General features: G+C 69.8%; 29 protein-coding genes, 4 tRNA genes and 1 pseudogene. 30 read left to right on the top strand and 4 right to left on the bottom strand.

Annotation, left to right across the window (positions count from 1 at the left end; translation table 11 throughout):
• Position 1: 1 nt before the first annotated feature.
• A complete protein-coding gene (locus F8M74_RS27455; protein ID WP_141257431.1) occupies positions 2 to 964 on the top strand; it encodes a hypothetical protein in 963 nt (320 codons plus the stop codon).
• Between the two features lie 21 nt (positions 965 to 985).
• Here F8M74_RS27455 and F8M74_RS27450 read toward each other — a convergent pair whose 3' ends face one another.
• Positions 986 to 1,558, bottom strand: a complete 573-nt coding sequence (locus F8M74_RS27450) for a nucleoside triphosphate pyrophosphatase (RefSeq protein WP_141257430.1) — start codon at positions 1,556 to 1,558, stop codon at positions 986 to 988.
• 112 nt (positions 1,559 to 1,670) lie between these two features.
• Here F8M74_RS27450 and F8M74_RS27445 point away from each other — a divergent pair, with 112 nt between their 5' ends.
• Together F8M74_RS27445 and F8M74_RS27440 are read left to right on the top strand one after the other, a co-directional pair.
• Positions 1,671 to 2,903 carry a metallopeptidase family protein gene (locus F8M74_RS27445; RefSeq protein ID WP_163973337.1) on the top strand — a complete coding sequence of 411 codons (1,233 nt, stop codon included), beginning with the start codon at positions 1,671 to 1,673 and terminating at the stop codon, positions 2,901 to 2,903.
• A gap of 5 nt (positions 2,904 to 2,908) precedes the next feature.
• Positions 2,909 to 4,096 (top strand): class I SAM-dependent rRNA methyltransferase, encoded by a 1,188-nt coding sequence (locus F8M74_RS27440; protein WP_141257428.1) that lies wholly within the window; start codon positions 2,909 to 2,911, stop codon positions 4,094 to 4,096.
• Between the two features lie 19 nt (positions 4,097 to 4,115).
• Here F8M74_RS27440 and F8M74_RS27435 read toward each other — a convergent pair whose 3' ends face one another.
• Both F8M74_RS27435 and F8M74_RS27430 read right to left on the bottom strand, forming a co-directional pair.
• Positions 4,116 to 4,610 carry a hypothetical protein gene (locus F8M74_RS27435; RefSeq protein ID WP_026114189.1) on the bottom strand — a complete coding sequence of 165 codons (495 nt, stop codon included), beginning with the start codon at positions 4,608 to 4,610 and terminating at the stop codon, positions 4,116 to 4,118.
• Positions 4,611 to 4,629: 19 nt separating this feature from the next.
• Positions 4,630 to 5,112, bottom strand: a complete 483-nt coding sequence (locus tag F8M74_RS27430; RefSeq protein ID WP_141257436.1) for a hypothetical protein — start codon at positions 5,110 to 5,112, stop codon at positions 4,630 to 4,632.
• 127 nt (positions 5,113 to 5,239) lie between these two features.
• Between F8M74_RS27430 and F8M74_RS27425 the strand changes: the two genes are divergently transcribed.
• The 4 genes from F8M74_RS27425 to F8M74_RS27410 all read left to right on the top strand — a co-directional run bounded on the left by F8M74_RS27425 (position 5,240) and on the right by F8M74_RS27410 (position 9,938).
• On the top strand, positions 5,240 to 7,315 hold the full coding sequence (locus F8M74_RS27425) for an ATP-dependent helicase (protein ID WP_141257427.1): 2,076 nt from the start codon (positions 5,240 to 5,242) through the stop codon (positions 7,313 to 7,315).
• A 214-nt stretch (positions 7,316 to 7,529) separates the two neighbouring features.
• Positions 7,530 to 7,976, top strand: coding sequence for a 50S ribosomal protein L13 (rplM, locus tag F8M74_RS27420; RefSeq protein ID WP_140861505.1), 447 nt, complete (start codon positions 7,530 to 7,532; stop codon positions 7,974 to 7,976).
• Positions 7,977 to 7,990: 14 nt separating this feature from the next.
• Entirely contained in the window at positions 7,991 to 8,392 is a 402-nt protein-coding gene (rpsI, locus tag F8M74_RS27415) for a 30S ribosomal protein S9 (protein WP_141257426.1), read from the top strand.
• A 133-nt stretch (positions 8,393 to 8,525) separates the two neighbouring features.
• Positions 8,526 to 9,938 carry a type IV pilus twitching motility protein PilT gene (locus tag F8M74_RS27410; protein WP_141257425.1) on the top strand — a complete coding sequence of 471 codons (1,413 nt, stop codon included), beginning with the start codon at positions 8,526 to 8,528 and terminating at the stop codon, positions 9,936 to 9,938.
• 49 nt (positions 9,939 to 9,987) lie between these two features.
• Here F8M74_RS27410 and F8M74_RS27405 read toward each other — a convergent pair whose 3' ends face one another.
• Entirely contained in the window at positions 9,988 to 10,725 is a 738-nt protein-coding gene (locus F8M74_RS27405) for a hypothetical protein (protein ID WP_171410503.1), read from the bottom strand.
• A 35-nt stretch (positions 10,726 to 10,760) separates the two neighbouring features.
• On the opposite strand from F8M74_RS27405, the gene F8M74_RS27400 reads away from it, so the two are divergent.
• The 23 genes and pseudogenes from F8M74_RS27400 to F8M74_RS27290 all read left to right on the top strand — a co-directional run.
• Positions 10,761 to 11,267, top strand: coding sequence for a regulatory protein RecX (locus F8M74_RS27400; protein ID WP_141257423.1), 507 nt, complete (start codon positions 10,761 to 10,763; stop codon positions 11,265 to 11,267).
• Positions 11,268 to 11,277: 10 nt separating this feature from the next.
• Complete coding sequence (locus F8M74_RS27395; protein WP_171410502.1) at positions 11,278 to 12,054, top strand: outer membrane protein assembly factor BamD; 777 nt, start codon at positions 11,278 to 11,280, stop codon at positions 12,052 to 12,054.
• Positions 12,051 to 12,755: a hypothetical protein gene (locus F8M74_RS27390; protein ID WP_141257421.1), complete on the top strand. Its 705-nt coding sequence runs from the start codon at positions 12,051 to 12,053 to the stop codon at positions 12,753 to 12,755. Before F8M74_RS27395 ends, F8M74_RS27390 begins: the two co-directional genes overlap by 4 nt.
• Positions 12,756 to 12,794: 39 nt before the next feature.
• Complete coding sequence (locus tag F8M74_RS27385; protein ID WP_011552090.1) at positions 12,795 to 13,517, top strand: lipopolysaccharide assembly protein LapB; 723 nt, start codon at positions 12,795 to 12,797, stop codon at positions 13,515 to 13,517.
• A 5-nt stretch (positions 13,518 to 13,522) separates the two neighbouring features.
• Positions 13,523 to 14,461 carry a DUF4388 domain-containing protein gene (locus F8M74_RS27380; RefSeq protein ID WP_141257420.1) on the top strand — a complete coding sequence of 313 codons (939 nt, stop codon included), beginning with the start codon at positions 13,523 to 13,525 and terminating at the stop codon, positions 14,459 to 14,461.
• Positions 14,462 to 14,524: 63 nt separating this feature from the next.
• Entirely contained in the window at positions 14,525 to 15,583 is a 1,059-nt protein-coding gene (selD, locus tag F8M74_RS27375) for a selenide, water dikinase SelD (protein ID WP_141257419.1), read from the top strand.
• Between the two features lie 49 nt (positions 15,584 to 15,632).
• A complete protein-coding gene (locus tag F8M74_RS27370; protein ID WP_141257418.1) occupies positions 15,633 to 16,442 on the top strand; it encodes an N-acetylmuramoyl-L-alanine amidase in 810 nt (269 codons plus the stop codon).
• An 87-nt stretch (positions 16,443 to 16,529) separates the two neighbouring features.
• A complete protein-coding gene (gene rph / locus F8M74_RS27365; protein ID WP_011552094.1) occupies positions 16,530 to 17,243 on the top strand; it encodes a ribonuclease PH in 714 nt (237 codons plus the stop codon).
• On the top strand, positions 17,240 to 17,833 hold the full coding sequence (rdgB, locus tag F8M74_RS27360) for an RdgB/HAM1 family non-canonical purine NTP pyrophosphatase (RefSeq protein WP_141257417.1): 594 nt from the start codon (positions 17,240 to 17,242) through the stop codon (positions 17,831 to 17,833). Before rph ends, rdgB begins: the two co-directional genes overlap by 4 nt.
• Positions 17,834 to 17,909: 76 nt before the next feature.
• Positions 17,910 to 17,983, top strand: a tRNA-Pro gene (locus tag F8M74_RS27355).
• Positions 17,984 to 18,019: 36 nt separating this feature from the next.
• Positions 18,020 to 18,096 (top strand) — tRNA-Arg (locus F8M74_RS27350).
• A gap of 96 nt (positions 18,097 to 18,192) precedes the next feature.
• A tRNA-His gene (locus tag F8M74_RS27345) sits at positions 18,193 to 18,266 on the top strand.
• Positions 18,267 to 18,289: 23 nt separating this feature from the next.
• Positions 18,290 to 18,363 (top strand) — tRNA-Arg (locus tag F8M74_RS27340).
• Between the two features lie 191 nt (positions 18,364 to 18,554).
• Positions 18,555 to 18,761, top strand: coding sequence for a hypothetical protein (locus F8M74_RS27335; RefSeq protein ID WP_141257416.1), 207 nt, complete (start codon positions 18,555 to 18,557; stop codon positions 18,759 to 18,761).
• Positions 18,758 to 18,997: a hypothetical protein gene (locus F8M74_RS27330; RefSeq protein WP_141257415.1), complete on the top strand. Its 240-nt coding sequence runs from the start codon at positions 18,758 to 18,760 to the stop codon at positions 18,995 to 18,997. The genes F8M74_RS27335 and F8M74_RS27330 overlap by 4 nt, the downstream gene beginning before the upstream one ends.
• Positions 18,994 to 19,311 (top strand): hypothetical protein, encoded by a 318-nt coding sequence (locus tag F8M74_RS27325; protein WP_141257414.1) that lies wholly within the window; start codon positions 18,994 to 18,996, stop codon positions 19,309 to 19,311. Before F8M74_RS27330 ends, F8M74_RS27325 begins: the two co-directional genes overlap by 4 nt.
• On the top strand, positions 19,292 to 19,669 hold the full coding sequence (locus F8M74_RS27320; RefSeq protein ID WP_141257413.1) for a hypothetical protein: 378 nt from the start codon (positions 19,292 to 19,294) through the stop codon (positions 19,667 to 19,669). The genes F8M74_RS27325 and F8M74_RS27320 overlap by 20 nt, the downstream gene beginning before the upstream one ends.
• Positions 19,662 to 19,973: a hypothetical protein gene (locus F8M74_RS27315; protein ID WP_141257412.1), complete on the top strand. Its 312-nt coding sequence runs from the start codon at positions 19,662 to 19,664 to the stop codon at positions 19,971 to 19,973. The genes F8M74_RS27320 and F8M74_RS27315 overlap by 8 nt, the downstream gene beginning before the upstream one ends.
• Positions 19,970 to 20,152, top strand: a complete 183-nt coding sequence (locus F8M74_RS27310) for a hypothetical protein (protein ID WP_141257411.1) — start codon at positions 19,970 to 19,972, stop codon at positions 20,150 to 20,152. The genes F8M74_RS27315 and F8M74_RS27310 overlap by 4 nt, the downstream gene beginning before the upstream one ends.
• A complete protein-coding gene (locus tag F8M74_RS27305; protein ID WP_141257410.1) occupies positions 20,149 to 21,744 on the top strand; it encodes a DNA cytosine methyltransferase in 1,596 nt (531 codons plus the stop codon). Before F8M74_RS27310 ends, F8M74_RS27305 begins: the two co-directional genes overlap by 4 nt.
• Complete coding sequence (locus F8M74_RS27300) at positions 21,741 to 22,397, top strand: hypothetical protein (RefSeq protein ID WP_141257409.1); 657 nt, start codon at positions 21,741 to 21,743, stop codon at positions 22,395 to 22,397. Before F8M74_RS27305 ends, F8M74_RS27300 begins: the two co-directional genes overlap by 4 nt.
• Positions 22,394 to 22,942, top strand: coding sequence for an XF1762 family protein (locus F8M74_RS38125; protein ID WP_141257408.1), 549 nt, complete (start codon positions 22,394 to 22,396; stop codon positions 22,940 to 22,942). Before F8M74_RS27300 ends, F8M74_RS38125 begins: the two co-directional genes overlap by 4 nt.
• Before the next feature lie 262 nt (positions 22,943 to 23,204).
• A pseudogene (locus F8M74_RS27290) lies at positions 23,205 to 23,556 on the top strand (hypothetical protein); the annotation flags it as partial.

The raw sequence follows: 23,556 nt of genomic DNA, 5'->3' as shown, positions 1-23,556 counted from the left end.
CATGAACGTTCAGGTCCTCTTTCACGACAGCTGCTTCGACGGCGCCGCGAGCGCGGCCGTGTTCTCCCGCTTCTACCGGGAGCGCATCCGTCCGGACGCGGCCTTCCGGTACCTCGGTCTGAACCACAAGCCGGGCGCCGAGGGCATCGACCCGGCCGTGTTCTCCGGCGAGGAGAATGTCATCGTCGACTTCCGCTACAGCCAGGACGCGCGGCTTACCTGGTGGTTCGACCACCACGCCTCCGCCTTCCAGCAGCCGGGGGACGAGGCGCACTTCCGCGCGGACACCAGCGGGCGCAAATTCCACGACGCGCACCGCAAGAGTTGCACGAAGTACCTGGCGGACGTGGCCGGGGAGCGCTTCGGCTGGGATGCGTCGCCCCTGGCGGAGCTCATCCACTGGGCGGAAATCATCGATGGGGCCCAGTTCCCCTCGCCGCAGATGGCGGTGGCGCTGGAGGAGCCCGCGCTGCGCATCATGACGGTGTTGGAGGCCAACAAGGACCCGGGCCTCATCCCCGAGGTCATCCGCCGCATGCAGTCCGAGTCGCTGGCGGACATCGCCGCCTCACCGCTCATCGCCACGCCGTTGGCGCCGCTGCTGGCGCGCCACCAGTCGAACATCGAGCTGGTGCGTGCCCGGGCGCGCTACGAGCGCGGCGTCGTCTTCTTCGACCTGGTGGACGAGGGCGTGGACAGCCTCAACAAGTTCATCGCCTATGCCCTCTACCCGGACGCGCGCTACACGCTGTGGGTGGGGAAGGGCGCCTCGCGGGCCAAGGTGTCCATCGGCTCCAACCCGTGGAAGCCGGAGCTGCGGCGGCACGATTTGTCCGCCATCGCCGGGCGCTACGGCGGCGGCGGGCACCCGGTGGTGGCCGCGGTGAGCTTCAAGGCGGACCAGGCCGACAAGGCGCGCGCCGCCTACGCGGAGATTCTGGCGGAGCTGTCCTCCGACGCGTGACGGCGCGGGCGTCAGCGGCGCTCAGAAGAACCGGAAGCCCGCCTCCCGCAGCAGTCGTACCACCGTCACCATGGGCAGCCCCTGAACGTTGGAGCGGTCGCCGTCGAGCCGCTCCAACAGGGCTTGTCCGGCGTCCTCTACGCGGTAGCTACCGCAGCAGCCCTCCCATTCGTTCAGGTCGAGGTAGCGCTCCAGCTCCTCCTCCTTCACCGGGTAGAAGGTCAGCCGGGCCGTCTCCACTGCATCGAGCACCTTGCCCCCGGGGCCCACCAGGCACACCCCGGTGTGGATGGCGTGGGTGTGGCCCACCAGCTTGCGCAGTTGCTCGCGCGCCGCGTTCCGGTCGACGGGCTTGGAGAGGACTTCGCCCGCCACCTCGACGAGCTGGTCCGCGCCCAGCACCCAGTCCTCCGGGTGCCGCTGATGCACCGCGCGAGCCTTGCGTGACGCGAGCTCCCGCACGGCCTCCGTCACCGACAGGTGTGGGGCGACGACCTCGTCCACGCCGGGGGCCTCGGCGCGGTAGGGGAGCCTCAGTCCATCCATCAGGGCTCGCCGGGCGCTCGACGTGGAGGCCAGAATCAATTCGCTCATGGGACGGGCAACCTAGTGCAGGGCGGGGCGGGTGGGGGGCCGGCCGCGTCAGCAAGCGGGCGTGCACGTCTCGGCTTCCCGGCCACGGGGTGATGCCGTACCCTGGCGGCCCATGTCGCGGCGCGGTCTGCTCGCCTTCTGTCTCCTCATCGCTGCCTGCAAGCGCGGCCCTCCGGCCCCTGTAGCGCCGGACGCGGCCTGTCCGGCCGTGCCTGCCCTCAGCGCGCCTGGCGCCGGGGCGCCCACCGCCAGCGTGCGTCCCGCACCGCCCCCGGAGGACGCCACTCACCGGATGCAGCCGCTGGCCGTGTGCCGCTCGGACGGCGCGGCCCCGTTGGATGCGTCGCGTCGCTACTTCGAGGAAGGCCGCTTCGAGGAAGCACTGTCCTGCGCCGCCCAGGCCGCCGCGCTGGAGCCGGACCTGGCCGCCGCCCACGCGGAACGCGGCGTGGCGCTGGCCGCCCTGGGCCGCGAGACAGAGGCGCAGCTCGCCTACGCGCGGGCGCTCGCCATCGACCCGGGGGACCCGTCCGCGCTTCTGGGCTCGGCGCACCTGTACGCCGTGCAGCTGTCCTCCACCCGGGAGCGGGACGAACTGGGCGCCCTCTACGCCGAGCGCGGCCTGTCCCAGCCCAACACACCTCCGGAGCTGATTCCGCACCTCGCGCTGGTGGCCGCCATGGCCTTCAATGATTTGGGACAGGCGGAGTCCTCGCTGGCGCACTCGGCCATCGTGCTCGCGCGCAACCCCGGCAGCCGCGAGGCCCTCTACGAGCGCGCCCTGGCCCTCTTCGAGCTGTGCCGCTTCCGCGAGGCCCGCACCGCCTTCACCAGCCTCGTGGACGACCCGGAGCGGGCCGCGCACGCCCATCACCACCTGGGGCTCCTGTTGGAGCGCGAGGGCAAGTGGAAGCAGGCGCAGGGCCACTTCGACAAGGCGCGCACGCTGGCGCCGGACGACTTTCCCGAGCCGCCGCTGCCCGCGGAGGAGGACTTCCGCGCCGAGGTGGTGAGGGCCGTCGCCGAGCTGCCCAAGGACATGCGCGGGGACTTGGACGGCGTGCCCGTCACGGCGGAGGAGCTGCCCGCGGACGCGGACCTGCTGGCCAACCAGCCGCCGCTGTCGCCCACGATTCTGGGGCTCTTCCGGGGCCCGCCGCTGGCCGAGCCCTGTGACGGCTCCGAGGTGCCGTGCCGCTCCGTGGTGCTCTACCGCCGCAACCTGGCGCGCGCCGCCCGGACGCCCGATGAACTTCGCGAGCAGATCCGCGTGACGTTGCTGCACGAAATCGGGCACCTTCGCGGCGAGGACGACGAAGAACTGGCCGCTCGCGGCCTGGAGTGAGCCTGATGCCCCCCCATGCAGCCCTGCCCGTCGCGCGCGTCACCCCCAAGGGGGCGCGCTCGCTGCGGCACTTCAATCCCTGGGTGTACCGCACCGAAATCGCCGCCCCGCCCGACGTGAAGGGCGCCGGCGCCGTGGTGCTGGTGGTGGACTCCCAGGGCAATCCCATTGGCCAGGCGCTCTACGCTCGCCGCTCGCCCCTGGCGCTGCGCCTGCTGACGCGCAAGGGGCCCGCCGAGGAGCCGGTGGACGACGCCTTCTTCCGCCGCCGCCTGGAGGCCGCCCTGGCGCGCCGGGCGTACCTGTCCGGCCGTGACGGGCTGCGGCTGGTGCACGGCGAGGCGGACCAGCTCCCGGGCCTCTTCGTGGACCGCTACGGAAAGGGCCTCACGCTCCAGACGCTCTCCGAGGGCATGGACGCGCGCAAGGAGATGCTGGCGAAGATGCTGGTGGAGCTCACCGGCGCCACCCACGTCATGTGCCGGGACGACGCCTCCGGCCGTGACTTCGAGGGCCTGCCCCGCGAGGCGCGCCTGCTGCACGGTGAGGGCGCCGCGCGCTTCACCTACCACGAGGGGGAGAACCGCTTCGAGGTCGACCTCCAGGGCGACATGAAGACGGGCGCCTTCCTGGACCAGGTGGACAATCACCTGCGGGCCGGCGAGCTGGCCCGCGGCGACGCGCTGGACCTCTTCAGCTACCACGGCGGCTTCGCGCTCTCGCTGGCGCGCAGCTGCACGTCCGTGCTGGCGGTGGAGCAGGACGAGAAGGCCGCCGCGCGCGCCAAGGCCAACGCCGAGGCCAACGGCCGCGCCAACGTCACCGTGGAGAACGCCAACGCCTTCGACGTGCTGCGCCGCTTCGACACCAGCGGGCGCCGCTTCGACACCGTGGTGTTGGACCCGCCCGGACTGGCCAAGCGCCGCGAGGGCCTGGCCACCGCGCTGCGCGCCTACCACGAGCTGAACCTGCGCGCCTTCCGCTGCCTCAAGCCGGACGGGTTGCTCGTCACCTGCTCCTGCTCCGGCAAGCTGGACCGCGCCGCCTTCGAGGAGATGGTGCTGGCGGCCGCCGCGGATGCGAAGCGGCTGGTGCAGATTCTGGAGCGGCGGGGCGCGGGGTTGGACCACCCGGTGCTGGCCGGGCTGCCGGAGACGGAGTACCTGAAGGCCCTCTACGTGCGCGCCCTCTAGCGAGGGGAGGGGCTGGGGCCTATGGAATCCCCAGCTCCTTGCGCAGCCGGCCCACGATTTTGAAGTACTCCGTTCGTGGGAAGGGGACGTTGAGGATGTGGAAGTCCTTCTTCGCCAGGCCCACGCAGCCGAAGCAGTAGTTGCAGTCCTGCAGGTTGCGGCACAGCACCAGGTACGCGCTGGTGGAGCAGTTCTCGCTCTGGACGCAGTACGCGCAGGCGTTGCAGCTCTTGCAGTCCACGCAGTGCGAGCAGTTGTTGCACAGCTCGCACCGGGTGCAGTGCGTGCACGAGAAGCAGCTGTCGCAGTCCTTGCAGAACATGCAGTTGGCGCAGCGCTGACAGCCCTCGCACGCGTAGGAGCCGGGGTTGCCCGGGTCGGACGCGAAGCTCTTGGCCAGCTTCTGGAACTGCTCCAGGAACTCCCGCTTGCCCAGAGAGGACACCAGCTCCCGCGCCGCCTTCTCCTGCGCGACCAGGTCCGCCTTATCGGGCCGCGTTCCTTTGTCCTTCACCACCTGGGACACTCCTTCATCAGTTCGGACCGGGCCTCAGGCGAGCCAGTCCCGCAAGGTCGATGCCGCGCGCCACCCGGCGCACCTCCACCGTACCCGGAAATCCCCGGCTGGTGACGGCAACCACGTAGCGCCCCCCCACAAGGAGGTTCGCTTCGGCCACGGACTCCTCCGCGTCGTACCGCACGAAGCCCACGGCGTCGTCCAGGTGGATGGGGGCGGACGGGTCACTGGCCGCCTTGCCCCGGGAGCGGTCGGCGGCCTCCTGGATGGCCTTGCCAATGCGCTCGCCCATGGTGGTGTCCACGATGCGCACCTTCACCTCGCGTCCCTCACCTCGGGTGTAGAGCCGCTCGGCCTCGGAGACGGACACCTCGCCGTACTTCCCGGTGGAGCCTTGGGTGTGCGCCACGGTGAAGCCGTCCAGCCGTTCTGGAAGGAAGGGCGCCAGTTGCTTGAAGTACACGCAGGGCGCGCTCGCCGCCGACACCACGGGTGTCACCTCCGGGGACGAGCCGGACTCGCCAATGCATCCCGTGCCCAGGACGAGTGCGAGAAGAGCGCCAGAGCGCCTGGGGAAAAAAGAGTCGCGCACGAACGAATCAAAGGGTATCCCCGCCCCGCGCGCAATGGACCTCTCGAAGCTCAATCCTCCGCAGCGCGAGGCCGTGGTGACCCTGGAGGGACCGCTCCTCGTGCTGGCAGGCGCAGGCAGCGGCAAGACTCGCGTCATCACCCACCGCATCGTCCACCTGCTCAACGAGCGGCCGGGCCTCATCATGGCCCGCAACATCCTGGCGGTGACCTTCACCAACAAGGCCGCCACGGAGATGAAGGAGCGCCTGGTCCACATGGCGGGACCTCGGGCGCAGGGCGTGCTGGTGTGCACCTTCCACGCCTTTGGCGCGGAGATGCTCCGCGAGGACATCCACCGGCTGGGGTGGCCCAAGAAGTTCGCCATCGCCGACATGGGCGACCAGTTGGCCAACATCCGGCGCGCCATGCGCGAGCACAAAATCGACGACCGCTCGTTCGACGCGCGCAAGGTGCTCAACCTCATCTCCAAGGCGAAGAACTCCGGCAAGGCGCCGGAGCCCAAGCCGGAGGGGATTGGGGATGATTACGACCTCATCACCCACATGGTGTACCCGGACTATCAGCTGTCGCTGAAGGCGCAGGGGTCGGTGGATTTCGACGACCTGCTGCTGCTGCCCGCGCGGCTCCTGCGCGAGCACCCGGACCTCTACGAGAAGTACACCAAGCGCTTCCGCTACCTGCTGGTGGACGAGTTCCAGGACACCAACACCGCGCAGCTGGAGCTGCTGAAGCTGCTGGCGGGCCGCTCCCGCAACGTGTGCGCGGTGGGCGACGACGACCAGTGCATCTATTCGTGGCGCGGCGCGGAGGTACGCAACATCCTCGACTTCGACCGCCTCTTCCCGGGAGGGAAGGAGGTCCGGTTGGAGCAGAACTACCGCTCCGTCCAGACGGTCCTGGACGCGGCCAACGCCGTCATCGCGAAGAACCCCGAGCGCAAGGCCAAGCAGATGTGGACCGACCGCACGGGGGGCACGAAGGTGAAGGTGGTGACGTGTCCCAATGACGAAGAGGAGGCCCGCTTCGTCGCGCACGAAATCCAGAAGCACATGGCCCTGGGCATCTCCGCGGACGACATCGCCGTGCTCTACCGGACCAACGGCCAGTCCCGCCCCATCGAGGAGACGCTGCGGGAGAAGAACATCGGCTACGAGGTGGTGGGCGGCAGCGAGTTCTTCGACCGGCGCGAGGTGAAGGACGTCATCGCGTACTTCAAGGTCATCGTGAACAAGCTGGACGAAATCTCGCTCCTGCGCATCGTCAACGTGCCCTCGCGCGGCATTGGCGACGTGACGATGGAGCGCCTGAACGTCCACGCGCGGGGCGAGGGCGTCACGCTGTGGACGGTGATGAAGAAGGCCACCGACTACGAGGACCTGCCGCCCGGGGCCGGGGCCCGGGTGATGGACTTCGTGGACCTGGTGGAGCGCTACCGCGCCGCGTATGAGCACGGCCAGCTGGCCAACGTGACGCGCAAGCTCCTGGAGGAGATTGGCTTTCGCGAGGCCACCCGCGCCCACGCCACCAGCGCCACCGCCGCGGACAAGAAGCTCAAGGGCGTGGACGGCGTGCTCAACTCGCTGGAGAACTTCGAGAAGCGCGAGGGCCCCAAGGCCAGCCTGCCGACGTACCTCAACCGCCTGAGCCTGGACACCCGGCAGGAGGAAGAGGAGGTACCGGGCGCCAATCGCCGCGTCACCCTGATGACGGTGCACGCCTCCAAGGGCCTGGAGTACCGGCTCGTCTTCTTCATCGGCATGGAGGAGGACCTGATGCCCCACGGAGGCATGCAGGGCGAGGCGCAGAACCTCGAGGAGGAGCGGCGCCTCTGCTACGTGGGCATCACCCGCGCCAAGGAGGTTCTCTACCTCACCCGCGCGGCCACCCGCGTGAAGCGCGGCAAGGAGGTGCCCCGCACGCCCTCGCGCTTCCTGGAGGACCTGCCGCCGGAGGTGATTGAGATAGTGGAGATGGATGCACCGCGTCAGGGACCTCCCACCACGGAGGAGAAGAACTTCTTCGCCAACTTGAAGGAGCGCTTCAAGAAACCCGCGATTCCGGGAACGCCTCCGGGTGGCACCGGGCCGTCTGGGGGGGCAGCCAGGTAGGTGCCCGCCTCCTGAAGGGGGCGTCCTGGCGGGGGTGATCGGGGAATCCGGACGTCTGGTGCGGTGTGACCTTGACTTGATCCGCCACACCCACTAGGACGGTCGGCCTTTCCGGGCCTCCGTGAAGTTTTCACGGTCGACCCGCGGTTGATTAAGCACGAGCAGCGGTCCCTGGAATGCACACGGCGGCCGCGAGAAGTCTGGAGTGCACGAAATGTCGCAGAAGACCTACAGCGCGAAGGCTGGGGACATCAAGCGCCAGTGGCACGTCATCGACGTGTCCGACAAGGTGCTGGGCCGCGCGGCGAGCCAGATTGCCACCCTGCTGAAGGGCAAGCACAAGGCCATCTACACGCCGTCGATTGACACGGGCGACCACGTGGTCGTCATCAACGCCGAAAAGGTGAAGGTGACGGGCACGAAGGAGCAGGACAAGATGTACTACCGGCACCCGAATGCGGGTTTCCCGGGCGCCCTGAAGATCACCAACCTGGAGAAGCTCCGCCAGCGTCACCCCGAGGACATCATCATCAACGCCGTGCGGCGCATGCTTCCGCGCAACGCGCTGGGCCGCCAGATGATGACGAAGCTGAAGGTCTACGCAGGTGACACGCACCCGCACGCGGCCCAGAAGCCTGCCGCGTTCGAGGTCGAGGCGTAAGGGAGATAACGTCCATGCCCATCAACCATGAGCTCGGTTTCTACGCCACCGGCCGCCGCAAGGAGGCCACCGCCCGCGTCTGGATTCGTCCTGGCACTGGCCTCGTCACCATCAACGGCCGCGAGCTGAACGAGTACTTCGGCCGTGAGACGTCCAAGATGGTCCTCAACCAGCCCCTCGAGATCCTCGAGCAGAAGGGCAAGGTTGACGTGACGGTCAACGTCAAGGGTGGCGGTCTCTCCGGCCAGGCCGGCGCCATCCGTCACGGCATCGCCCGTGCGCTGTGCTCCTTCAACCCGGAGTTCCGTCCGGCGCTGAAGAAGGCCGGCTTCCTCACCCGCGATGCTCGCGCGGTCGAGCGCAAGAAGTACGGCCAGCCGGGCGCGCGTCGCCGGTTCCAGTTCTCCAAGCGCTAAGCCACTCGCTCAGCAGCTGGGTTGTCCTCACACGGCGGGGGTCCTCATCCGAGGGCCTCCGCCGATGTGTTTTCGGGGTCCATCACGCCCCATCGCATGCGTGCGCGAGCGTCTGGTAGGATTTGCGCCGCTCATGGAACTCAACGAGATCCTCCAGATCGCCCTGCGCGGCGGTGCCTCCGACATTCATCTCAAGGCAGGCCTGCCGCCCATGTTCCGCGTGGACGGTTCGCTGGTTCCGCTGAAGGACGGCCGCCGCCTCCCTCCCGAGGAGGTGGCGCGCATGGCCTTCGGCATCATGAACGAGTTCCAGAAGGAGAAGTTCAAGGGGAGCAACGAGGTGGACCTGGCCTACGGCGTGCCGGGGCTCGGGCGCTTCCGCGTGAACGTCTTCCAGCAGCGTGGCACCGTGGGCGCCGTGCTGCGTGTCATCCCCTTCAAGGTGATGACCATCCAGGACCTGTTGCTGCCCCAGATTCTCGCCAAGATTTGCGGTGAGGAGCGCGGCCTGGTGCTGGTGACGGGCACCACGGGCTCCGGCAAGTCCACCACGCTGGCGGCGATGATCGACCACATCAACGCCAACGAGACCAGCCACATCATGACGATTGAGGACCCCATCGAGTTCCTCATTCGCGACAAGCGCTCCATCGTGAACCAGCGCGAGGTGGGCGTGGACACGATGACCTTCGCGCAGGCGCTCAAGAGCGCGCTGCGCCAGGACCCGGACGTCATCCTCGTGGGCGAAATGCGTGACCACGAAACCATCGAAACGGCGCTCCACGCCGCGGAGACGGGCCACCTGGTGATGTCCACGCTGCACACGCTGGACGCGACGGAGACCATCAACCGCATCGTCTCCGCCTTCCCGCCGCATCAGCAGAAGCAGGTGCGCCTCCAGTTGGCCAGTGTGCTCAAGGCCGTGGTGTCCCAGCGTCTGGTGCCGCGCGCGGACGGCAAGGGCCGCGTGGCCGCCGTGGAAGTGCTGCGCGTCACGGCGCGTGTCCGCGAGATGATCGAAGACAAGGACCGCACGAAGGAGATCCACGACGCCATTGCCCAGGGCACGGACACGTACGGGATGCAGACCTTCGACCAGTCGCTGATGAGCCTGGTGCGGCAGGGGCTCGTCACCTACGAGGAGGCCCATCGGCAGGCCACCAACCCGGACGACTTCGCGCTGCGCTTCTCCGGCATCAGCGGCACGTCCGACTCCAAGTGGGACAACTTCGATTCGAAGCCCGGGGAGTCGCGGCCCATTCCTGGCTCGTCCGCCTTCGCTCAGAAGGGGGCGCCCACGGCTGTCGCGGCGCCGCAGGCCGCGCCTGCTCCGGCGCCCATGGCGCAGCCCATGCGTCCGGCGGCTCCGGCGGCCCAGCAGATGCGCCCGGGGGTGCCGCCGCCGCAGGCCATGCGTCCAGGGGCTCCGGCCGGCGCGCCGGTGGGGCGTCCCATGGCGTCTCCCGCCGCGCGCCCGCCAGCGCCCGCCCCGGCGGCACCCGCCGCGGCAGGTGGGGACGACGACTTCCAGATCGAGCGCTTCTAGCGGTTCGCGGCGCCCGCCCGGAAAGGGCAGGGCGTCCGTGGCACGGCTGCTACGCGTCGTCCTCACCCAGCAGGGCGCGCAGGCGGGACAAGCGGATGGGGCCGACGAGGCCCTCCTTGGACAGCGCCTGGAGCAACTGCGCGGTCGCCTGCACCTTGGCTTCCTGCTCCTCCTCGGGCCGGTCCACCACCTCCGCGTCGAGCACGGCCTCCATGTGCTCGGGGTTGATGGGCGCGGGCCCTTCCGACCACGCGATGTCGAAGAGGGCGCGGGCCATGCCCTCGCGCACCTTCCGCTCCGCGTCGTTGGCGGCGGCCTTCACGAACGTGAGGAAGAGCGCGTCCACCGCCTCCTTGGTGAGCGCGGCCAGCGCGGGCACTTCGCCCAGCGCCTCCTTCACGTATTCGCTGTCGAACGCGTCCACGTCCTGCTCGTAGCCGAAGGCCTCCTCCAGGAGGATGGAGGCCAGGAACGCGTCCGTCTCCTCCGGACTGGCGCCTTCCTCGGCCAGGGCCTCGCGGGCCTTCTTCGTGGGCTCCGCCAGGGTGGCGTCCTGGTCCAGCGCGCGGACCGCGGCGTGGGCCGCCAGCAGCACCAGCGAAGCCTGGGCATCGGTGGACAGGGTGCGGCCGCCCACGCCCATCAGCACGGACTTGTGCTTCGGGTTCGCGGAGGCGGCGTCGGTGAAGGCCTGCTCTTCCACAGAGAGGTCTCCGCCCGACTGCTGCTTGAGGAGCGTCTCCCGAGCGGCATCGGCGGCGAGGAAGCGGGCGAGTACGGGGTGCATGGCCGGGCCTGTTACCACATGCTAGGTATCCCGCCATGCATCCGGAGGACGAAGGGCTCGACGCTGTTCGCCGTGCCACGGACGCGTGCCTGAAGCTCCTGTCCATGCGCGGGCGCAGTCGCCGCGAGCTGGAGCAGGCCCTGGCCCGGAAGGGCTTCACCGAAGCGGTGTGCGAGGCCGCGCTCGCCCGCGTGAAGGCTTGGGGCTACCTGGACGACGAACGCTTCGCGCGCGAGCGGGCCACCCTGCTCCTGGGCCGAGGCCGGCTGGGGCCGGAGGCGGTGGCCCACCGGCTGCGGGCGCACGGGCTGGAGAATGGGGCGGCCCAGCAGGCCATCTCCGAGGCGAGCGACGCGGTGTCCTTTGACGCGCTGGCCACGGCGCGGGCAGTGCTGGAGAAGCGGGGACTGCTCGGCCGCCCGCTGGGGGCCAAGGAGCGGGCCCGCGCAGGACGGCTCCTGGACAGCCGGGGCTTCTCGGAGGACGTCATCTACCAGTTGCTCGGAGAAGCTTCGCTGGACCCCTCGGGGCCGGAGGAATAGCGTGGTGGGGATGCGTTCCGCCGTCGCCTTTCTGTCCGCCTTCCTGCTGTTCGGTACCGGGTGTGCGTCCCTCACGCAGGGCCAGGCCGGTGAGCCTGACTATGCTGCCGTCGCCGATGAAAACCTGCGGCTCGGCTCCGAGGCCCTGGAGAACAAGGATTTCTTCCGCGCCCAGAAGTACTTCGAGTACGTCCGGACGAAGTTCCCGTACCAGGAGGCCGCCCGCGAGGCCGAGCTGAAGCTGGCCGACGTGGACTTCGAGCGCGACGCCTTCCCCGAGGCCAAGGAGCAGTACCAGTCCTTCATCAAGCTCCACCCCACGCACGCCAAGGTGGACTACGCCGCCTTCCGCTCCGCGATGACCCACGTGCGGGCCTACCCCTCCGAGTTCTTCGCCCTGCCTCCATCCCGCGAGAAGGACCAGGGCGAAATCCGCTCCGCGCTGGTGGCCATGGAGGAGTTCCTGCGCCAGTACCCCCAGTCTCAGTACGTGGCGGAGGCGAAGACGCACCGGGAGGACGCTCGGCGCCGGCTCGCCTCGCACGAGCTGTACGCGGCCCAGTTCTACCAGAAGCGTGAGCGCTGGAAGGCCGTGGCCCAGCGCCTGGAAGGGCTGCTGCGCCGCTACCCGGGCACGGAGTACGAGGAGGAGGCCCTCTTCGACCTGCACGACGCGTACGTGAAACTGAATGACACGCAGAAGGCGCAGGACACGCTGCGCCAGGTGCTGCGTCGGCTGCCAGGCACGCCCGCCGCGGAGCGCGCCCAGCGTATGCTGGGCTCGTGAGAACGACCCAGGACTGGAGCCGCTTCGGTGGCGGCATCATCGTCATCCTGGCGCTGGGCGCCACCCTGGCCTTGTTCGTTCCACGCTTCCTGGGCGCCGCGGCCGGCCCCGAGCTGGAAATCATCACCGCGCTCAAGGCGACGGAGTCCAGTGGCCTGTCGCTGCCCGTCCCCGGCGCGCCGGGGCCCCTGACGTCCCGGCAGCACCGCTTCGCCCGCATCACCGTCAACGTGGCACCCGGAGGTCAGCGGGCGGAGGCGCAGGCCACGCTCGACTTCGAGGGCGCCGTGGGCGACACCCGGGTGGGCACGGCGGGCGTGGAGCGGGTACCTTTCGTGGTGCGAAACGGATCCTGGGTGCCGGAGACGACGGCGGCGCCCCGGCTCCAGGCGGTGGTGACGGCCCTGGAGTCCCGCCGCAGGGCGCTCCAGGCGGCGGACGCGGAGTCCCTGGGGCGGCTGGCGGGACCGGGCACGCCCGGAGTGGGCGGGCCGGAGTGGGAGCAATTGCGCCAGGTTCGGGCGCGGGGTTACCAGGTGGAAGCGTGGTACGTCCGGCTGGAGCGGGACGATGCGGTGGTGACGGAGCATTGGCGCCTGCAGGGGGCGCTGCCGGCGCGGCCGGTGGACACCCGGGGCCAGCGGCAACTCTCGTTGTCGCTCAGTGGTGATGAATTCTTGTTTTCTCCCAGCCTCATGTAGGCTGGTCGTCTCGGAGGCAGGGCCCTGGCGGGCCGATTCATGGACGAGCCCCTCAAGCAGCTACTGACCCTCGGGCGCGGCTACTTCGAGAAGAAGCAGTACGCGCAGGCCGAGCAATACCTCGCGAAGATCGTCGAGCAGAATCCGACGTTCGCGGACGTATTCAACATGCTCGGCATCATCTACCACGACCAGGGGCAGTTCGCCCGGGCGCAGCGCGCGTTCGAATCCGCGCTGAAGCTCAACCCCGCCTATACCGAGGCGGCGCTCAACCTGGCCGTCATCTACAACGACATGGGGAAGTACGCCGAGGCGAAGGAGGTCTACCAGGCCGCCCTCTCTCAGCAGAAATCCGGCCCGGATGAGCTGGACCCCTACGTGGAGAAGAAGATCGCCAACATGTACGGCGAGATTGGCGACGTCTTCGCCTCCAGCGGCGTGTGGGCCAAGGCCATTGAGGAGTACCGGCGCGCGCTCGCGCTGTGTCCTCAGTTCGTGGACATCCGCCTCAAGCTGGGCAACGCCCTGCGCGACGCGGGGGACAACGCGGCGGCCCTCATCGAATACGAGCAGGTCATCGCCCAGAACCCGGCTTTCATTCCGGGACACATCCAGTATGGAGTCGCGCTGTACTCGGCCGGGCGGCGGGCGGAGGCGGTGCAGGTCTGGGAGGACGTGCTGGTGCGCAGCCCCGGTAACAAGAGCGCGCAGATGTACCTCAATCTGGTGAAGGACCCCGGCAAGGCGGAGCAGGCTGGCTGACGACCATGGACACCCAAAAGACCTACGCCCTCAAGTTCATCTCAGGGAAGTACCAGGGCGGCGAATTCCCGCTGAAGGCGGACAAGCAGATCGTCATCGGCCGCTCCAGTGAGCTGGACATGGTGCTCGTGGAGGACATGGTCTCCCGCAAGCACGCGCGCATCAGCTTCTCCGATGGGAGCATCACCATCGAGGACCTGGGCTCCACCAACGGCACCTTCGTCAACGGTGAGAAGGTGAAGCAGTCCCGCCTGAAGGAAGGGGACCGCATCCTCATCGGGACCTCCATCCTCAAGCTCGTGCACCAGGGCGCCGAAGGCGCCAGCGTGGACGAGGGCACCGCCCGGCTGAAGCTGGAGGAGGCCGCCGCGGCCCAGGCCGCGCGGACCACCAACAAGGCCAGCTCCATGACGGGGAAGATTGAGGAGATTCCCCTCCCGGACCTGCTCCAGCTGTTCCACACGTCCAAGAAGAACGGCGTGCTGGTGGTGCAGCGCAGCGACCAGGAAGGGCGCATCTACCTGCGCCAGGGCCGCGTGTACTACGCCGTCATCGGCGAGAACCACAACCTGGGGCCGCAGAAGAGCTTCAACCGCATCATCACCTGGGAAGAGGGCGACTTCGAGCTGCGCCCGGCGGAGAACCAGGAGTTCATGGTGGAGCTGGACTCGTCCACCGAGGCGCTCCTCATGGACGCGCTCCGCCAGTTGGACGAAATCAAGCGCCTGCAGCCGAGCCTCCCGACGGCGGATGCCTCGCTGGCGCTGGCCTCGCCGCTGACGCCGCCGCTCAAGGAGCTGGCGCCGGAGCTGCTGGACGTGCTGCAGCTGGTGCACAACTACGGCACCCTGAACGCGGTGATGGACCACGCGGATGCGGATGACGTCGTCACCGCCGAGGCCGTGGTGCAACTGCTCAAGCGGGACTACATCCGAGCGGCCTGAGCGGTGAACGGGCCGGGCCCTTTCCGGGGCCCGTGCCGGGACGGCGAGGCGTGGGGAGCGGGCATGGCGGAAAAGAAGACGGACAAGGTGAAGCGCCTCACCGAGCTGAGCCACTGCGCGGGCTGCGCGGCGAAGCTGCGGGCCTCGGACCTGGCGCAGGTGCTGGGGGGGCTGAGGTCCACGAAGGGCCCCCAGGCGCTGGTGGGGTTCTCCACCCATGACGACGCGGCCGTGTACCGGCTGGCGCCCGGCATGGCGGTGGTGGAGACGGTGGACTTCTTTCCACCGGTGGTGGACGACCCGTTCCAGTTCGGGGCCATTGCCGCGGCGAACGCGCTGTCGGACATCTACGCCATGGGCGCGCGGCCCCTCTTCGCGCTCAACCTGGTGTGCTTCCCGGACGAGCTGCCGCTGAAGGTGCTGTCGAAAATCCTGGCGGGCGGCCAGTCCAAGGCGGACGAGGCCGGCATCCCCATCCTGGGCGGCCACAGCATCCGTGACCCCGAGCCGAAGTTCGGCATGGCCGTCACCGGCGTGGTGCACCCGAAGAAGGTGCTCACCAACGCGGGCGCGAAGCCGGGGGACGTGCTCTTTCTCACCAAGCCCCTGGGCTCGGGCATCGCGACCACCGCCATCAAGCGGGGCGTGGCGTCCAAGCAGCTCACGAAGCGGGCCCTGGGGGTGATGACGACGCTCAACCGGGCCGCCGGCGAGGTGTTCGCCTCCGGGAAGTTCAAGGTGAACGCCCTCACGGACGTGACGGGCTACGGCCTGTTGGGGCACCTGCTGGAGATGATGACCGCGGCGAAGGTGCGCGCAACGCTGGACCTGGAGCGCATCCCGCTCATCGCCGAGGTCCCCGCGCTGGCGGAGGACGGCGTGGTGCCCGGCGGCACGAAGTCGAACCTCGCCCACGTCCACAAGAAGGTCCGCTTCCCCGAAGGACTGCCCGAGTGCATCCAGTGGGTACTCGCGGACGCGCAGACCAACGGCGGCCTCCTGGCCAGCGTCCCCGCACGTCAGGCGCTCAAGGCGCTCAAGGCGCTGGAGGCGGCCGGCGTGGACGCGGCGCTGATTGGTGAAGTCCAGGCGGGGAAGCCGGGCATCGACGTGGTGGGCTGAGGCCCGGATTTCGCTCTGGCGGCCGGGCTCCGCTAGCATGGGGCCCAGCATGCCGTCGCCGCGCCGCCCCCTCCTCGGCCTCCTGTCGTTGCTCTGGCTGGTCCCCATCATCGCCGGGGCGGCGGAGCGTCCCGCGCGCATCATCATCGACCCGGGACACGGTGGCGCGAAGGAAGGCGCCAAGGGTCCCGGCAAGCTGCGGGAGAAGGACGTCGCGCTCCAGATTTCGCTCCGCCTCCGGGACAAGCTCGAGGCCGCGGGGGGCGACGTGTTCCTGACGCGCGAGCACGACACGCTGGTGTCGCTGACGGAGCGCGTGGCGTGGACCAATGACCACGCGCCCGACCTCTTCATCTCCATCCACGCCAACTCCATGCCCACGAAGCGGATGCGCGCGCGCACCGAGGGCGTGGAGACGTACTTTCTGTCCGCCAGCGCCTCCGGTGACGCCGCGCTCGCCGTGGCGGACCGGGAGAACGCGGAGGCGCCCATGTCGCGCGCCACGCGGACGGACTCCACGCTGGCCTTCATTCTCCAGGACCTGGCGCGCACGGAGGCGCACGCGGATTCCTCGCGCCTGGCCTACGCCATCCACCCGCGCCTCGTGCGCGGCACCCGCGCGGTGAACCGGGGCGTGCAGCAGGCGCCCTTCTTCGTCCTCTCCGGCGTGGAGTGTCCGGCGGTCCTCGTGGAGGTGGGCTACATCTCCCATCCCGTGGAGGGCCCTCGGCTGGCCCGGCCGGAGTACCAGGAGAAGCTGGCCGAGGCGATTACCGAGGGCGTGCTGGCCTTCCTCAAGGAGACGCGCCGCCGGGACGCCGCCCGGGGGACCGAGGTGGCTGGCCCCGTGTCGCCCTGAGTGCAACGGCGCCAAGGCAATCGACACCCGCGCGGCGTGGCTCTGGTAGAGAAGGGGACGCTCGTCCTCATTTCCCAGGAGCCTGCTGTGCGTTCCTTTCAACGTGGTGCGCTGGACCTTCGCCCCGTCGTCCTCACCCCCGGTGTCTCCCGCTACGCGGAGGGCTCGGTCCAGGTGGAGTTCGGCCACACCAAGGTGCTCGTCACCTGCTCCACGGAGGAGCGCGTTCCGCCGCACCTGATGGGCAAGGGCTCCGGCTGGGTGACGGCGGAGTACGGCATGCTGCCGCGCGCCACGCACTCGCGGAACCAGCGTGAGTCCGCCAAGGGCAAGCAGACGGGCCGCACCATGGAAATCCAGCGGCTCATCGGCCGCTCCCTGCGCGCCGCGGTGGACCTGTCCACCCTGGGGCCTCGCACCCTGACGCTGGACTGTGACGTGCTCCAGGCGGACGGCGGCACCCGCACCGCTTCCATCACCGGGGCCTACGTGGCGCTGGTGCTGGCGCTGCGCTCGCTGCAGAAGGCCGGAACCATCTCCAAGCTGCCCAAGCTCACGCCGTTGGCGGCCGTGTCCGTGGGCATCGTCAAGGGCGAGGTCCGGGTGGATCTGGACTACGACGAGGACTCCACCGCGGATGTGGACCTGAACCTGGTGGCCACCGCGGACGGCCGCATGGTGGAGCTGCAGGGGACGGCGGAGCACCAGCTCTTCGACCGCAAGGCCCTGGACGCCATGGTGGACGGCGGGCTGGCCGCCATCCAGAAGCTGACCGCCGCGCAGGCGCAGGTGCTGGGATGACGGTGAAGCCCCGGCTGCTCTTCGCCACGTCCAACAAGGGCAAGCTGCGCGAGCTGCGCGGCCTCGTCGGAGACTCGGTGGAGGTGGTGTCCCTGGCGGACCTGCCTCCCGTGCCCGAGCCCGTGGAGGACGGCGCCACGTTCGAGGAGAACGCCGTGAAGAAGGCCCGCGCCTATGCGGACGCCACGGGGATGCTCACCCTGGCGGATGACTCTGGGCTGTGCGTGGACGCGCTGGGCGGCAGGCCCGGTGTGCAGTCCGCGCGCTATGCCCCGGGGGATGACCGGGCCCGTTACGAGAAGCTGCTGACCGAACTGGCCGGTGTGCCCGACGCGCAGCGCACCGCGTCCTTCCGCTGCGCACTGGCGCTGGTGGGGCCCGGAGGAGGGGAGGCGAAGGTGGAGGTGGGGCAGTGCAATGGTCGTATCGGCCACGCCCCGAAGGGAAGCCATGGTTTCGGCTATGACCCCGTCTTCATCCTTCCGGGCGGCGACCGTGCCCTGGCGGAGCTGACGCCGGAGGAGAAGGCGGCCATCTCCCACCGGGGGAAGGCCTTCCAGAAGATGAAGCCCCACCTGCTGGGCTTGTAGCCGTCCGGAATGCGAGGCCGTCAGTCACGTCGGCCTTGCGCGTCCGTTCGGGATGGTTCAACAATGCCGAACTTCTCGGGGCGTAGCGCAGCCTGGTAGCGCACCTGCCTTGGGCGCAGGGGGTCGGAGGTTCGAATCCTCTCGCCCCGACTTGAAGTGCAGCATCGGAAGCAGGCGGCCCGGCCAGCTCCAGTAGCTCAGCTGGATAGAGCACCGGCCTTCTAAGCCGGGGGTCGCAGGTTCGAGCCCTGCCTGGGGCGCCAACCTGGCCGTAAGTAGCATTTGGGCCTTGTCAGGGTCCTGGTTTCCAAGGTAGGGAAGCCGCCGCTTCAAACGCCGTTCGCGGTAAAGCTGTAACGGCGGCCATAGCTCAACTGGTTAGAGCGCCGGACTGTGACTCCGGAGGTTGCCGGTTCGATCCCGGTTGGCCGCCCTTCTTTACCCGCCCTCGAAATTGCGTTCGTAGCTCAACTGGATAGAGCACCGGGCTTCGAACCCGGGGGTTGGGGGTTCAAGTCCCTCCGAGCGCGCACCAGTAACCCCCCAGAATCTCGACGCTTCGCGCGCTAAGTGGCGCCGTCGTCGGGAACTCCGGAAGGGGACGCCCAACACCGCCCCAACACCGGTCGCTACCTCGGCCAAGGTTGTTGGGAGCGGGGCCCCGGCTGCCAGTCTGCCCCACAGGCCCGTTGAGGATGCCACCAAGGCCCTCCGGGCGCAGTTGGACCAGCTCCGCGAGCAGCTCGCGGCTATCGCCGGCATCGCCCGCACCCAGTGCGACTATCTGGGCAACCGGGCGGTCGTCCCCGGCGCGGTGCTCCAGGGCTTCGCGCTCCAGGTGGAGAGCCTCGCGGAGGCGGCCCTGGGTGTTGGGTCCGCAGCGCTGGATGCCCAGTCCCGTGGTGGCGACGACGGGGGCGGCCGATGAGCTGCCCGAGCGAGTCGCTTCCGGGCCTCCTGGTCTACACCACCGAGCCCTGTCGGATTGGCTGGCGGGTGACCGCGCGCGCTGACGGCCTGCCCGCGGTCGAGGTGTACGCCCGGACGCGGGACGTTGCGGAGGAGGACGCTACGGCGGCCCTGACGCGCCTCTCCTGCGCGCGGGCCCGGCGCGGTCGCCCCGTCGACCTGTCCACCTACGGCATCACCGTGGAGGCGGCATGACGGCCACGGCATGCTCTCCACGCCCCCCACCGGAGCACGGCCCTGCCGTGAAGGGGCCCACGGCCCTCCAGCGCGCGGTCCTTCTGTACCTGGCCGAGCGCAAGGCAACCGCCGACGAGGTCCCCAGCCTCCAGGAGCTGTGCGACCACTTCCAGTGGTCCTCGGTGAACGCCGCCGCAGACGTCCTCCGCCGGCTTGAGCGTCGCGGACTGCTTCGCCTGAAGGCAGGGAAGGCCCGTTCCCCGCGGCTGACGCCAGAGGGGGAGTTCCTCGTCGCGCAGGAGATGCACACGCGTGAGGTGGCCAATGGGTGACGGCCTGCCCACGCCGGAGGAGCGCCGCCGACAGGTGTCCGCGCTCGTGTCTCGGTGCCCGGATGCAGAACGGGGCCTGCTGCGCTGGCGTCTCTACGAGGCCACGCCTGGCGACCGCTGGGACACCGTCGCCGGGGATGCGGTGAAGGTGCGCTGCGCCGTTTGCTGGCGGCTGCGCAGCCGCAAGCACGTGCACGGCGAGGTGAATGAGCGGCCCGTCGCCACGTGCCAGCACCCGCGCTGCCGGCGCCTGTGGCGCGAAGCTCGCGCTCACGAGGCTGCGAAGCACGAGGCTGCGAAGGCCGCCTTTCTGGCTGCGTTCCAGGCATCGGCGGCTCTGGAGGTGCTCCGTGGCTGAGTACCCCGAGTGCCCGAAGTGCGAGCAGCGCGCCCTCTACCCACGCGATGTCGAGCGCCCTCCCGTCCACGACTGCCCCGACTGCGAATGCAGTTCCTACTCCAGCGAGGAGCCGGAGGTCCGCATCACCTGTGCGGCCTGTGGCCACGTCGTGAAGAAGCCCAGCACGAAGCTGCTTGGTGATGCGGCTGATGCGCTGGACGCCAACCACCACGGCGACGGCACCGCGTTCGCGCGCATCTGGACGAAGAAGCTCGCTGACGAGCGCGCGAAGGTTGCGCGGCTCTCGGAGGGCCGGTGGTGAACCCGCGCGCCTCCGCCATCGCCCTCGGCGCCCTCGCCGTGGGCGCCACCGCCGCCGGGCTCGTGCTGCCCCGGCTGAGCGAGCAGCAACTCCAGGACGTCGCCTGCGCGGCGTTCGGCGCCGTCGTCCTCGCCGTCATCGCGACGCTCGTTGCCACCTCCGACCGGAGCCTTCCATGAAGCGCAGCAAGCGAGAGAAGAACGTCGTCCTGTTCGCGGGGTTCGGTGGGGCGGACAAGGGCATCGAGGCCGCCGGTCACCGAGTCCATGTCGCCATCAACCACGATGAGACGGCCATCGCCGCGCATCGAAAGAACTTCCCCCACGCGCGCCACTACGTCACCGACGTCTGGGAGGTGGAACCGCGCGAGGCTACCCGCGGTCACCCGGTTGGACTGCTCTGGGCCTCTCCCGACTGCACCCACTTTTCAGTCGCGAAGGGTGGCACCCCGCGGGAGAAGAACATCCGCTCCCTGGCGTGGGTGGTGGTGGACTGGGCGCGGAAGGTGCGGCCGCGCTGCATCTTCCTGGAGAACGTCAGCGAGTTCCGCACCTGGGGGCCGCTGGGGCCGGACGGGCGCCCCGACAAGGCGCGCATGGGCGAGACGTTCGACCAGTGGCTGGGGGCCCTCCAGATTCTGGGGTACCAAGTGGACTTCCGCGTCCTGGACGCCAGCCAGTACGGGGCCCCCACGAAGCGCCGCCGCCTCTTCCTGGTGGCCCGGTGCGACGGGCAGCCCATCCGCTGGCCGGAGCCGACACACGGGCCTGGCCGTCTGCCGTTGCGGACGGCGGCGGAGTGCATCGACTGGAGCCTCCCGTGCCCCAGCATCTTCGAGCGCAAGCGCCCCCTTGCGGAGAAGACGCTCTGGCGCATCGCGGAGGGCCTGCGCCGCTTCGTCCTGGAGAACCCGGAGCCGTTCATTGTCGGCTGTGGAGGCAGGGCAGGGCAGACGCCTCCGACGCCTGTGGGCGCCCCGGTGGGCACCATCACCGCGAAGAACGACCGGGCGCTGGTGGTTCCGTCCATCGTCAAGGTGAACCACGGCGGCCAGGCGGACCGCGGCGAGCCCATCGACGCGCCGCTGTCCACGGTGACGGCAGCTCGGCGCGGGCACGCGCTCGTCGCACCCACCCTCGTGCAGACGGGCTATGGCGAGCGTCCTGGCCAGCGCGCGCGCTACCTGGACCTGCACGAGCCGCTCGGGACAGTGGTGGCGGACGGCCAGAAACACGCGCTGGTGACGTCCTTCCTCGCGAAGCACTACGGCGGCGTCGTGGGCGTGCCCTTCGACGGACGGCCGATGGACACCATCACCGCCACGGACCACCACTCGCTCGCCGCAGCCACGCTCCTGAAGGTGCAGGGGGAGTCAGCGGGCTGGGACGTGCGGACGCCGATGCCGACCATCGTGGCCGGGGGCAACCACGTCGCCGAGGTCCGGGCCTTCTTGACCACCTACTACGGCGAGGGCTCGACGGGGCAGCGTGTGGACCGGCCCATGCGCACCATCACCGCCCTGGCGCGGATGGGCCTGGTGATGGTCGCCGGCGTCCAGCACCAGATTGTCGACATCGGCATGCGCATGCTGGAGCCGGAGGAACTCCTTCGTGCCCAGTTTGGCCGCTTCGCCGAGGGCTACGACCTGAGCGCGGCCACGAGCAAGGCCGCGAAGGTGAGACTCATCGGCAACAGCGTGTGCCCCGAGGTCGCTGAGGCCGTTGTCCGCGCGAACATGGGCGCCGAGGCCCAGGTACTGGAGGCGGCATGAGCACCGCCTGCATCACGCGCGCGCCACTGCTCGCCGTTACGGTGCCCCAGCCCCTCGCGCGCAGCGTGGAGCTGGGCACGGCGCCCGTGCTCAACCTCGCCGTGCCGCCCGCGGCGACCGTCGTAGGCGCCCACGTGGCGGTGTGCGCGGGTGAGTACGACGCGGGCATTGCCCAGTGGATGGACGTCTACGGCGGGATTCGCCCGTTCTCCCCGGAGGACGTGCCATCCAACGCGGTTCTCGCGGTGGGGCGGGTGGCCTCGGTGTCCTACGAGGACCAGGCTCCCCGCGAATCGCGCTGGTACGTCGGCCCGGTGGGTTTGTGGCTGATGGACGTGGTGCGCCTGCCGGAGCTGGTGCCTTGCGAGCCCGGTCAGGTGGGGCACTGCTGGGAGCTGCCCGCGGACGTCCTCGCCGCGGTGCACGCGGGGTACGCCACCGTCCAGGCCGCAGATGCGGCGCGCTGGGCGGAGTACCACGCTCGCGGCGAGAAGGCGCTGGTCCGGGAGCCCGCGCCGGGGCTCCGCGCGAAGTGCATCCGGAAGTGCTCCTGCCGCCGGGCCATGGAGCCTTGCCCGACGTGCAAGGTGTTCCGCTGCACGGCCCCCGGATGCCCGCCACACACCTGCGCGCAGAAGGCGGGGCGCCCATGAGCAACCGCTACCACCCTCTGCGGCTCGTAGTTGTCACGCTGGCGCAGGCGCAGGCATTCGTTGCCGCGCACCACCGGCACCACGCGCCGTCCATCGGTCACCGCTGGAGCCATGCCGTCTGGGACGAAAGCCGCGCGTGCCTCGTCGGCGTCGCGATGGTCGGCCGCCCCGTCGCGCGTGGTCTCGACCACCGGCGCGTCGTCGAGGTGACCCGCCTCGCCACGGATGGCACGTGGAACGCGTGCAGCATGTTGTACGCCGCCGCGGCCCGTGCTGCCCACGCACTGGGCTACTTCGCGGTCCTCACCTACACCCTGGACGAGGAGAGCGGCGCGAGCCTCCGTGCGGCCGGCTGGTGGGGCGTGCGTGAGGCCGTCGCGTCCAGAGCATGGAACTGCCCGGCGAGGCCCCGCGAGACGCCCTCGTTGGGGGCCAAGACGCGCTGGGTGCGCCTCCTGCGTGAGTACCCGGAGGAGTTGCCTCCGGAGGCGGCGTCCGAGCAACAGGAGCCGCCGATGCTCGCGCTGATGGGAGGCGCCCTGTGAGCGCCTGCCAGCGAATGCGTGCAACCCGGTGCGCTGAGTGCGGCGCTGTGCAGCTTGGTGACGTAATCACCGAGGAAGGCCGCTGGGCACCGCATGGCGCCACCGCCGCCGGCCAGGCCGCGCGCGCCGCCCACCCGGGGCCGTGGCCCACCTGCCAGCACGGCTACCCCTGGCGTGCCGACTGCCGCAACCGGCCAGTGCCTCCCGTGTGCTGCGCGCTCGCGCCGCACGTCACCACCTCGTCCGACGCTGGAGTGCCCTGATGATTCCCGAAACCACCGCACCCGTGGCTCCAGGCTACCAGCGGCTCCGGGGCGGCGACATTGTCCCCGAGTCCTTTGCCGCGCAGGTGCTGCCGCCCCCGCGGTTGGCCCGTCAGGCCCCACAGGACGCCGAAGAGCAGCCCGCAACGGCGCCGGAGGCCTCGCCTACGCCCTGCGGGTGCCCCCGCGTCGAGAACGACGCCCTGCGCGCTGCCCTGGCCGTGGAGCGCGATGCCCGCATCCGCGCCGAGGCGCACGGCGCGGGCCTGGCCGAGGGCTTCCGGCTGGCCCTGGCCCAGGTGCTGGAGGCGCGTCCCCCTGTCCCCCTCCATGTCCCACCTGCTGTCCCCC

Origin of the sequence: Myxococcus sp. CA023 (assembly GCF_010998615.1) — a bacterium.
GTDB lineage: Bacteria > Myxococcota > Myxococcia > Myxococcales > Myxococcaceae > Myxococcus.
This window is presented reverse-complemented; position numbering and strand designations above follow the sequence as displayed.

Bases quoted from the DNA above. Each gene is read 5' to 3' on its own strand.
- F8M74_RS27455 (WP_141257431.1), top strand. From the start codon at position 2: ATGAACGTTCAGGTCCTCTTTCACGACAGCTGCTTCGACGGCGCCGCG.
- F8M74_RS27450 (WP_141257430.1), bottom strand. From the start codon at position 1,558: ATGAGCGAATTGATTCTGGCCTCCACGTCGAGCGCCCGGCGAGCCCTG.
- F8M74_RS27445 (WP_163973337.1), top strand. From the start codon at position 1,671: ATGTCGCGGCGCGGTCTGCTCGCCTTCTGTCTCCTCATCGCTGCCTGC.
- F8M74_RS27440 (WP_141257428.1), top strand. From the start codon at position 2,909: ATGCCCCCCCATGCAGCCCTGCCCGTCGCGCGCGTCACCCCCAAGGGG.
- F8M74_RS27425 (WP_141257427.1), top strand. From the start codon at position 5,240: ATGGACCTCTCGAAGCTCAATCCTCCGCAGCGCGAGGCCGTGGTGACC.
- rplM (WP_140861505.1), top strand. From the start codon at position 7,530: ATGTCGCAGAAGACCTACAGCGCGAAGGCTGGGGACATCAAGCGCCAG.
- rpsI (WP_141257426.1), top strand. From the start codon at position 7,991: ATGCCCATCAACCATGAGCTCGGTTTCTACGCCACCGGCCGCCGCAAG.
- F8M74_RS27410 (WP_141257425.1), top strand. From the start codon at position 8,526: ATGGAACTCAACGAGATCCTCCAGATCGCCCTGCGCGGCGGTGCCTCC.
- F8M74_RS27405 (WP_171410503.1), bottom strand. From the start codon at position 10,725: ATGCACCCCGTACTCGCCCGCTTCCTCGCCGCCGATGCCGCTCGGGAG.
- F8M74_RS27400 (WP_141257423.1), top strand. From the start codon at position 10,761: ATGCATCCGGAGGACGAAGGGCTCGACGCTGTTCGCCGTGCCACGGAC.
- F8M74_RS27395 (WP_171410502.1), top strand. From the start codon at position 11,278: ATGCGTTCCGCCGTCGCCTTTCTGTCCGCCTTCCTGCTGTTCGGTACC.
- F8M74_RS27385 (WP_011552090.1), top strand. From the start codon at position 12,795: ATGGACGAGCCCCTCAAGCAGCTACTGACCCTCGGGCGCGGCTACTTC.
- F8M74_RS27380 (WP_141257420.1), top strand. From the start codon at position 13,523: ATGGACACCCAAAAGACCTACGCCCTCAAGTTCATCTCAGGGAAGTAC.
- selD (WP_141257419.1), top strand. From the start codon at position 14,525: ATGGCGGAAAAGAAGACGGACAAGGTGAAGCGCCTCACCGAGCTGAGC.
- F8M74_RS27370 (WP_141257418.1), top strand. From the start codon at position 15,633: ATGCCGTCGCCGCGCCGCCCCCTCCTCGGCCTCCTGTCGTTGCTCTGG.
- rdgB (WP_141257417.1), top strand. From the start codon at position 17,240: ATGACGGTGAAGCCCCGGCTGCTCTTCGCCACGTCCAACAAGGGCAAG.
- F8M74_RS27330 (WP_141257415.1), top strand. From the start codon at position 18,758: ATGAGCTGCCCGAGCGAGTCGCTTCCGGGCCTCCTGGTCTACACCACC.
- F8M74_RS27325 (WP_141257414.1), top strand. From the start codon at position 18,994: ATGACGGCCACGGCATGCTCTCCACGCCCCCCACCGGAGCACGGCCCT.
- F8M74_RS27305 (WP_141257410.1), top strand. From the start codon at position 20,149: ATGAAGCGCAGCAAGCGAGAGAAGAACGTCGTCCTGTTCGCGGGGTTC.
- F8M74_RS27300 (WP_141257409.1), top strand. From the start codon at position 21,741: ATGAGCACCGCCTGCATCACGCGCGCGCCACTGCTCGCCGTTACGGTG.
- F8M74_RS38125 (WP_141257408.1), top strand. From the start codon at position 22,394: ATGAGCAACCGCTACCACCCTCTGCGGCTCGTAGTTGTCACGCTGGCG.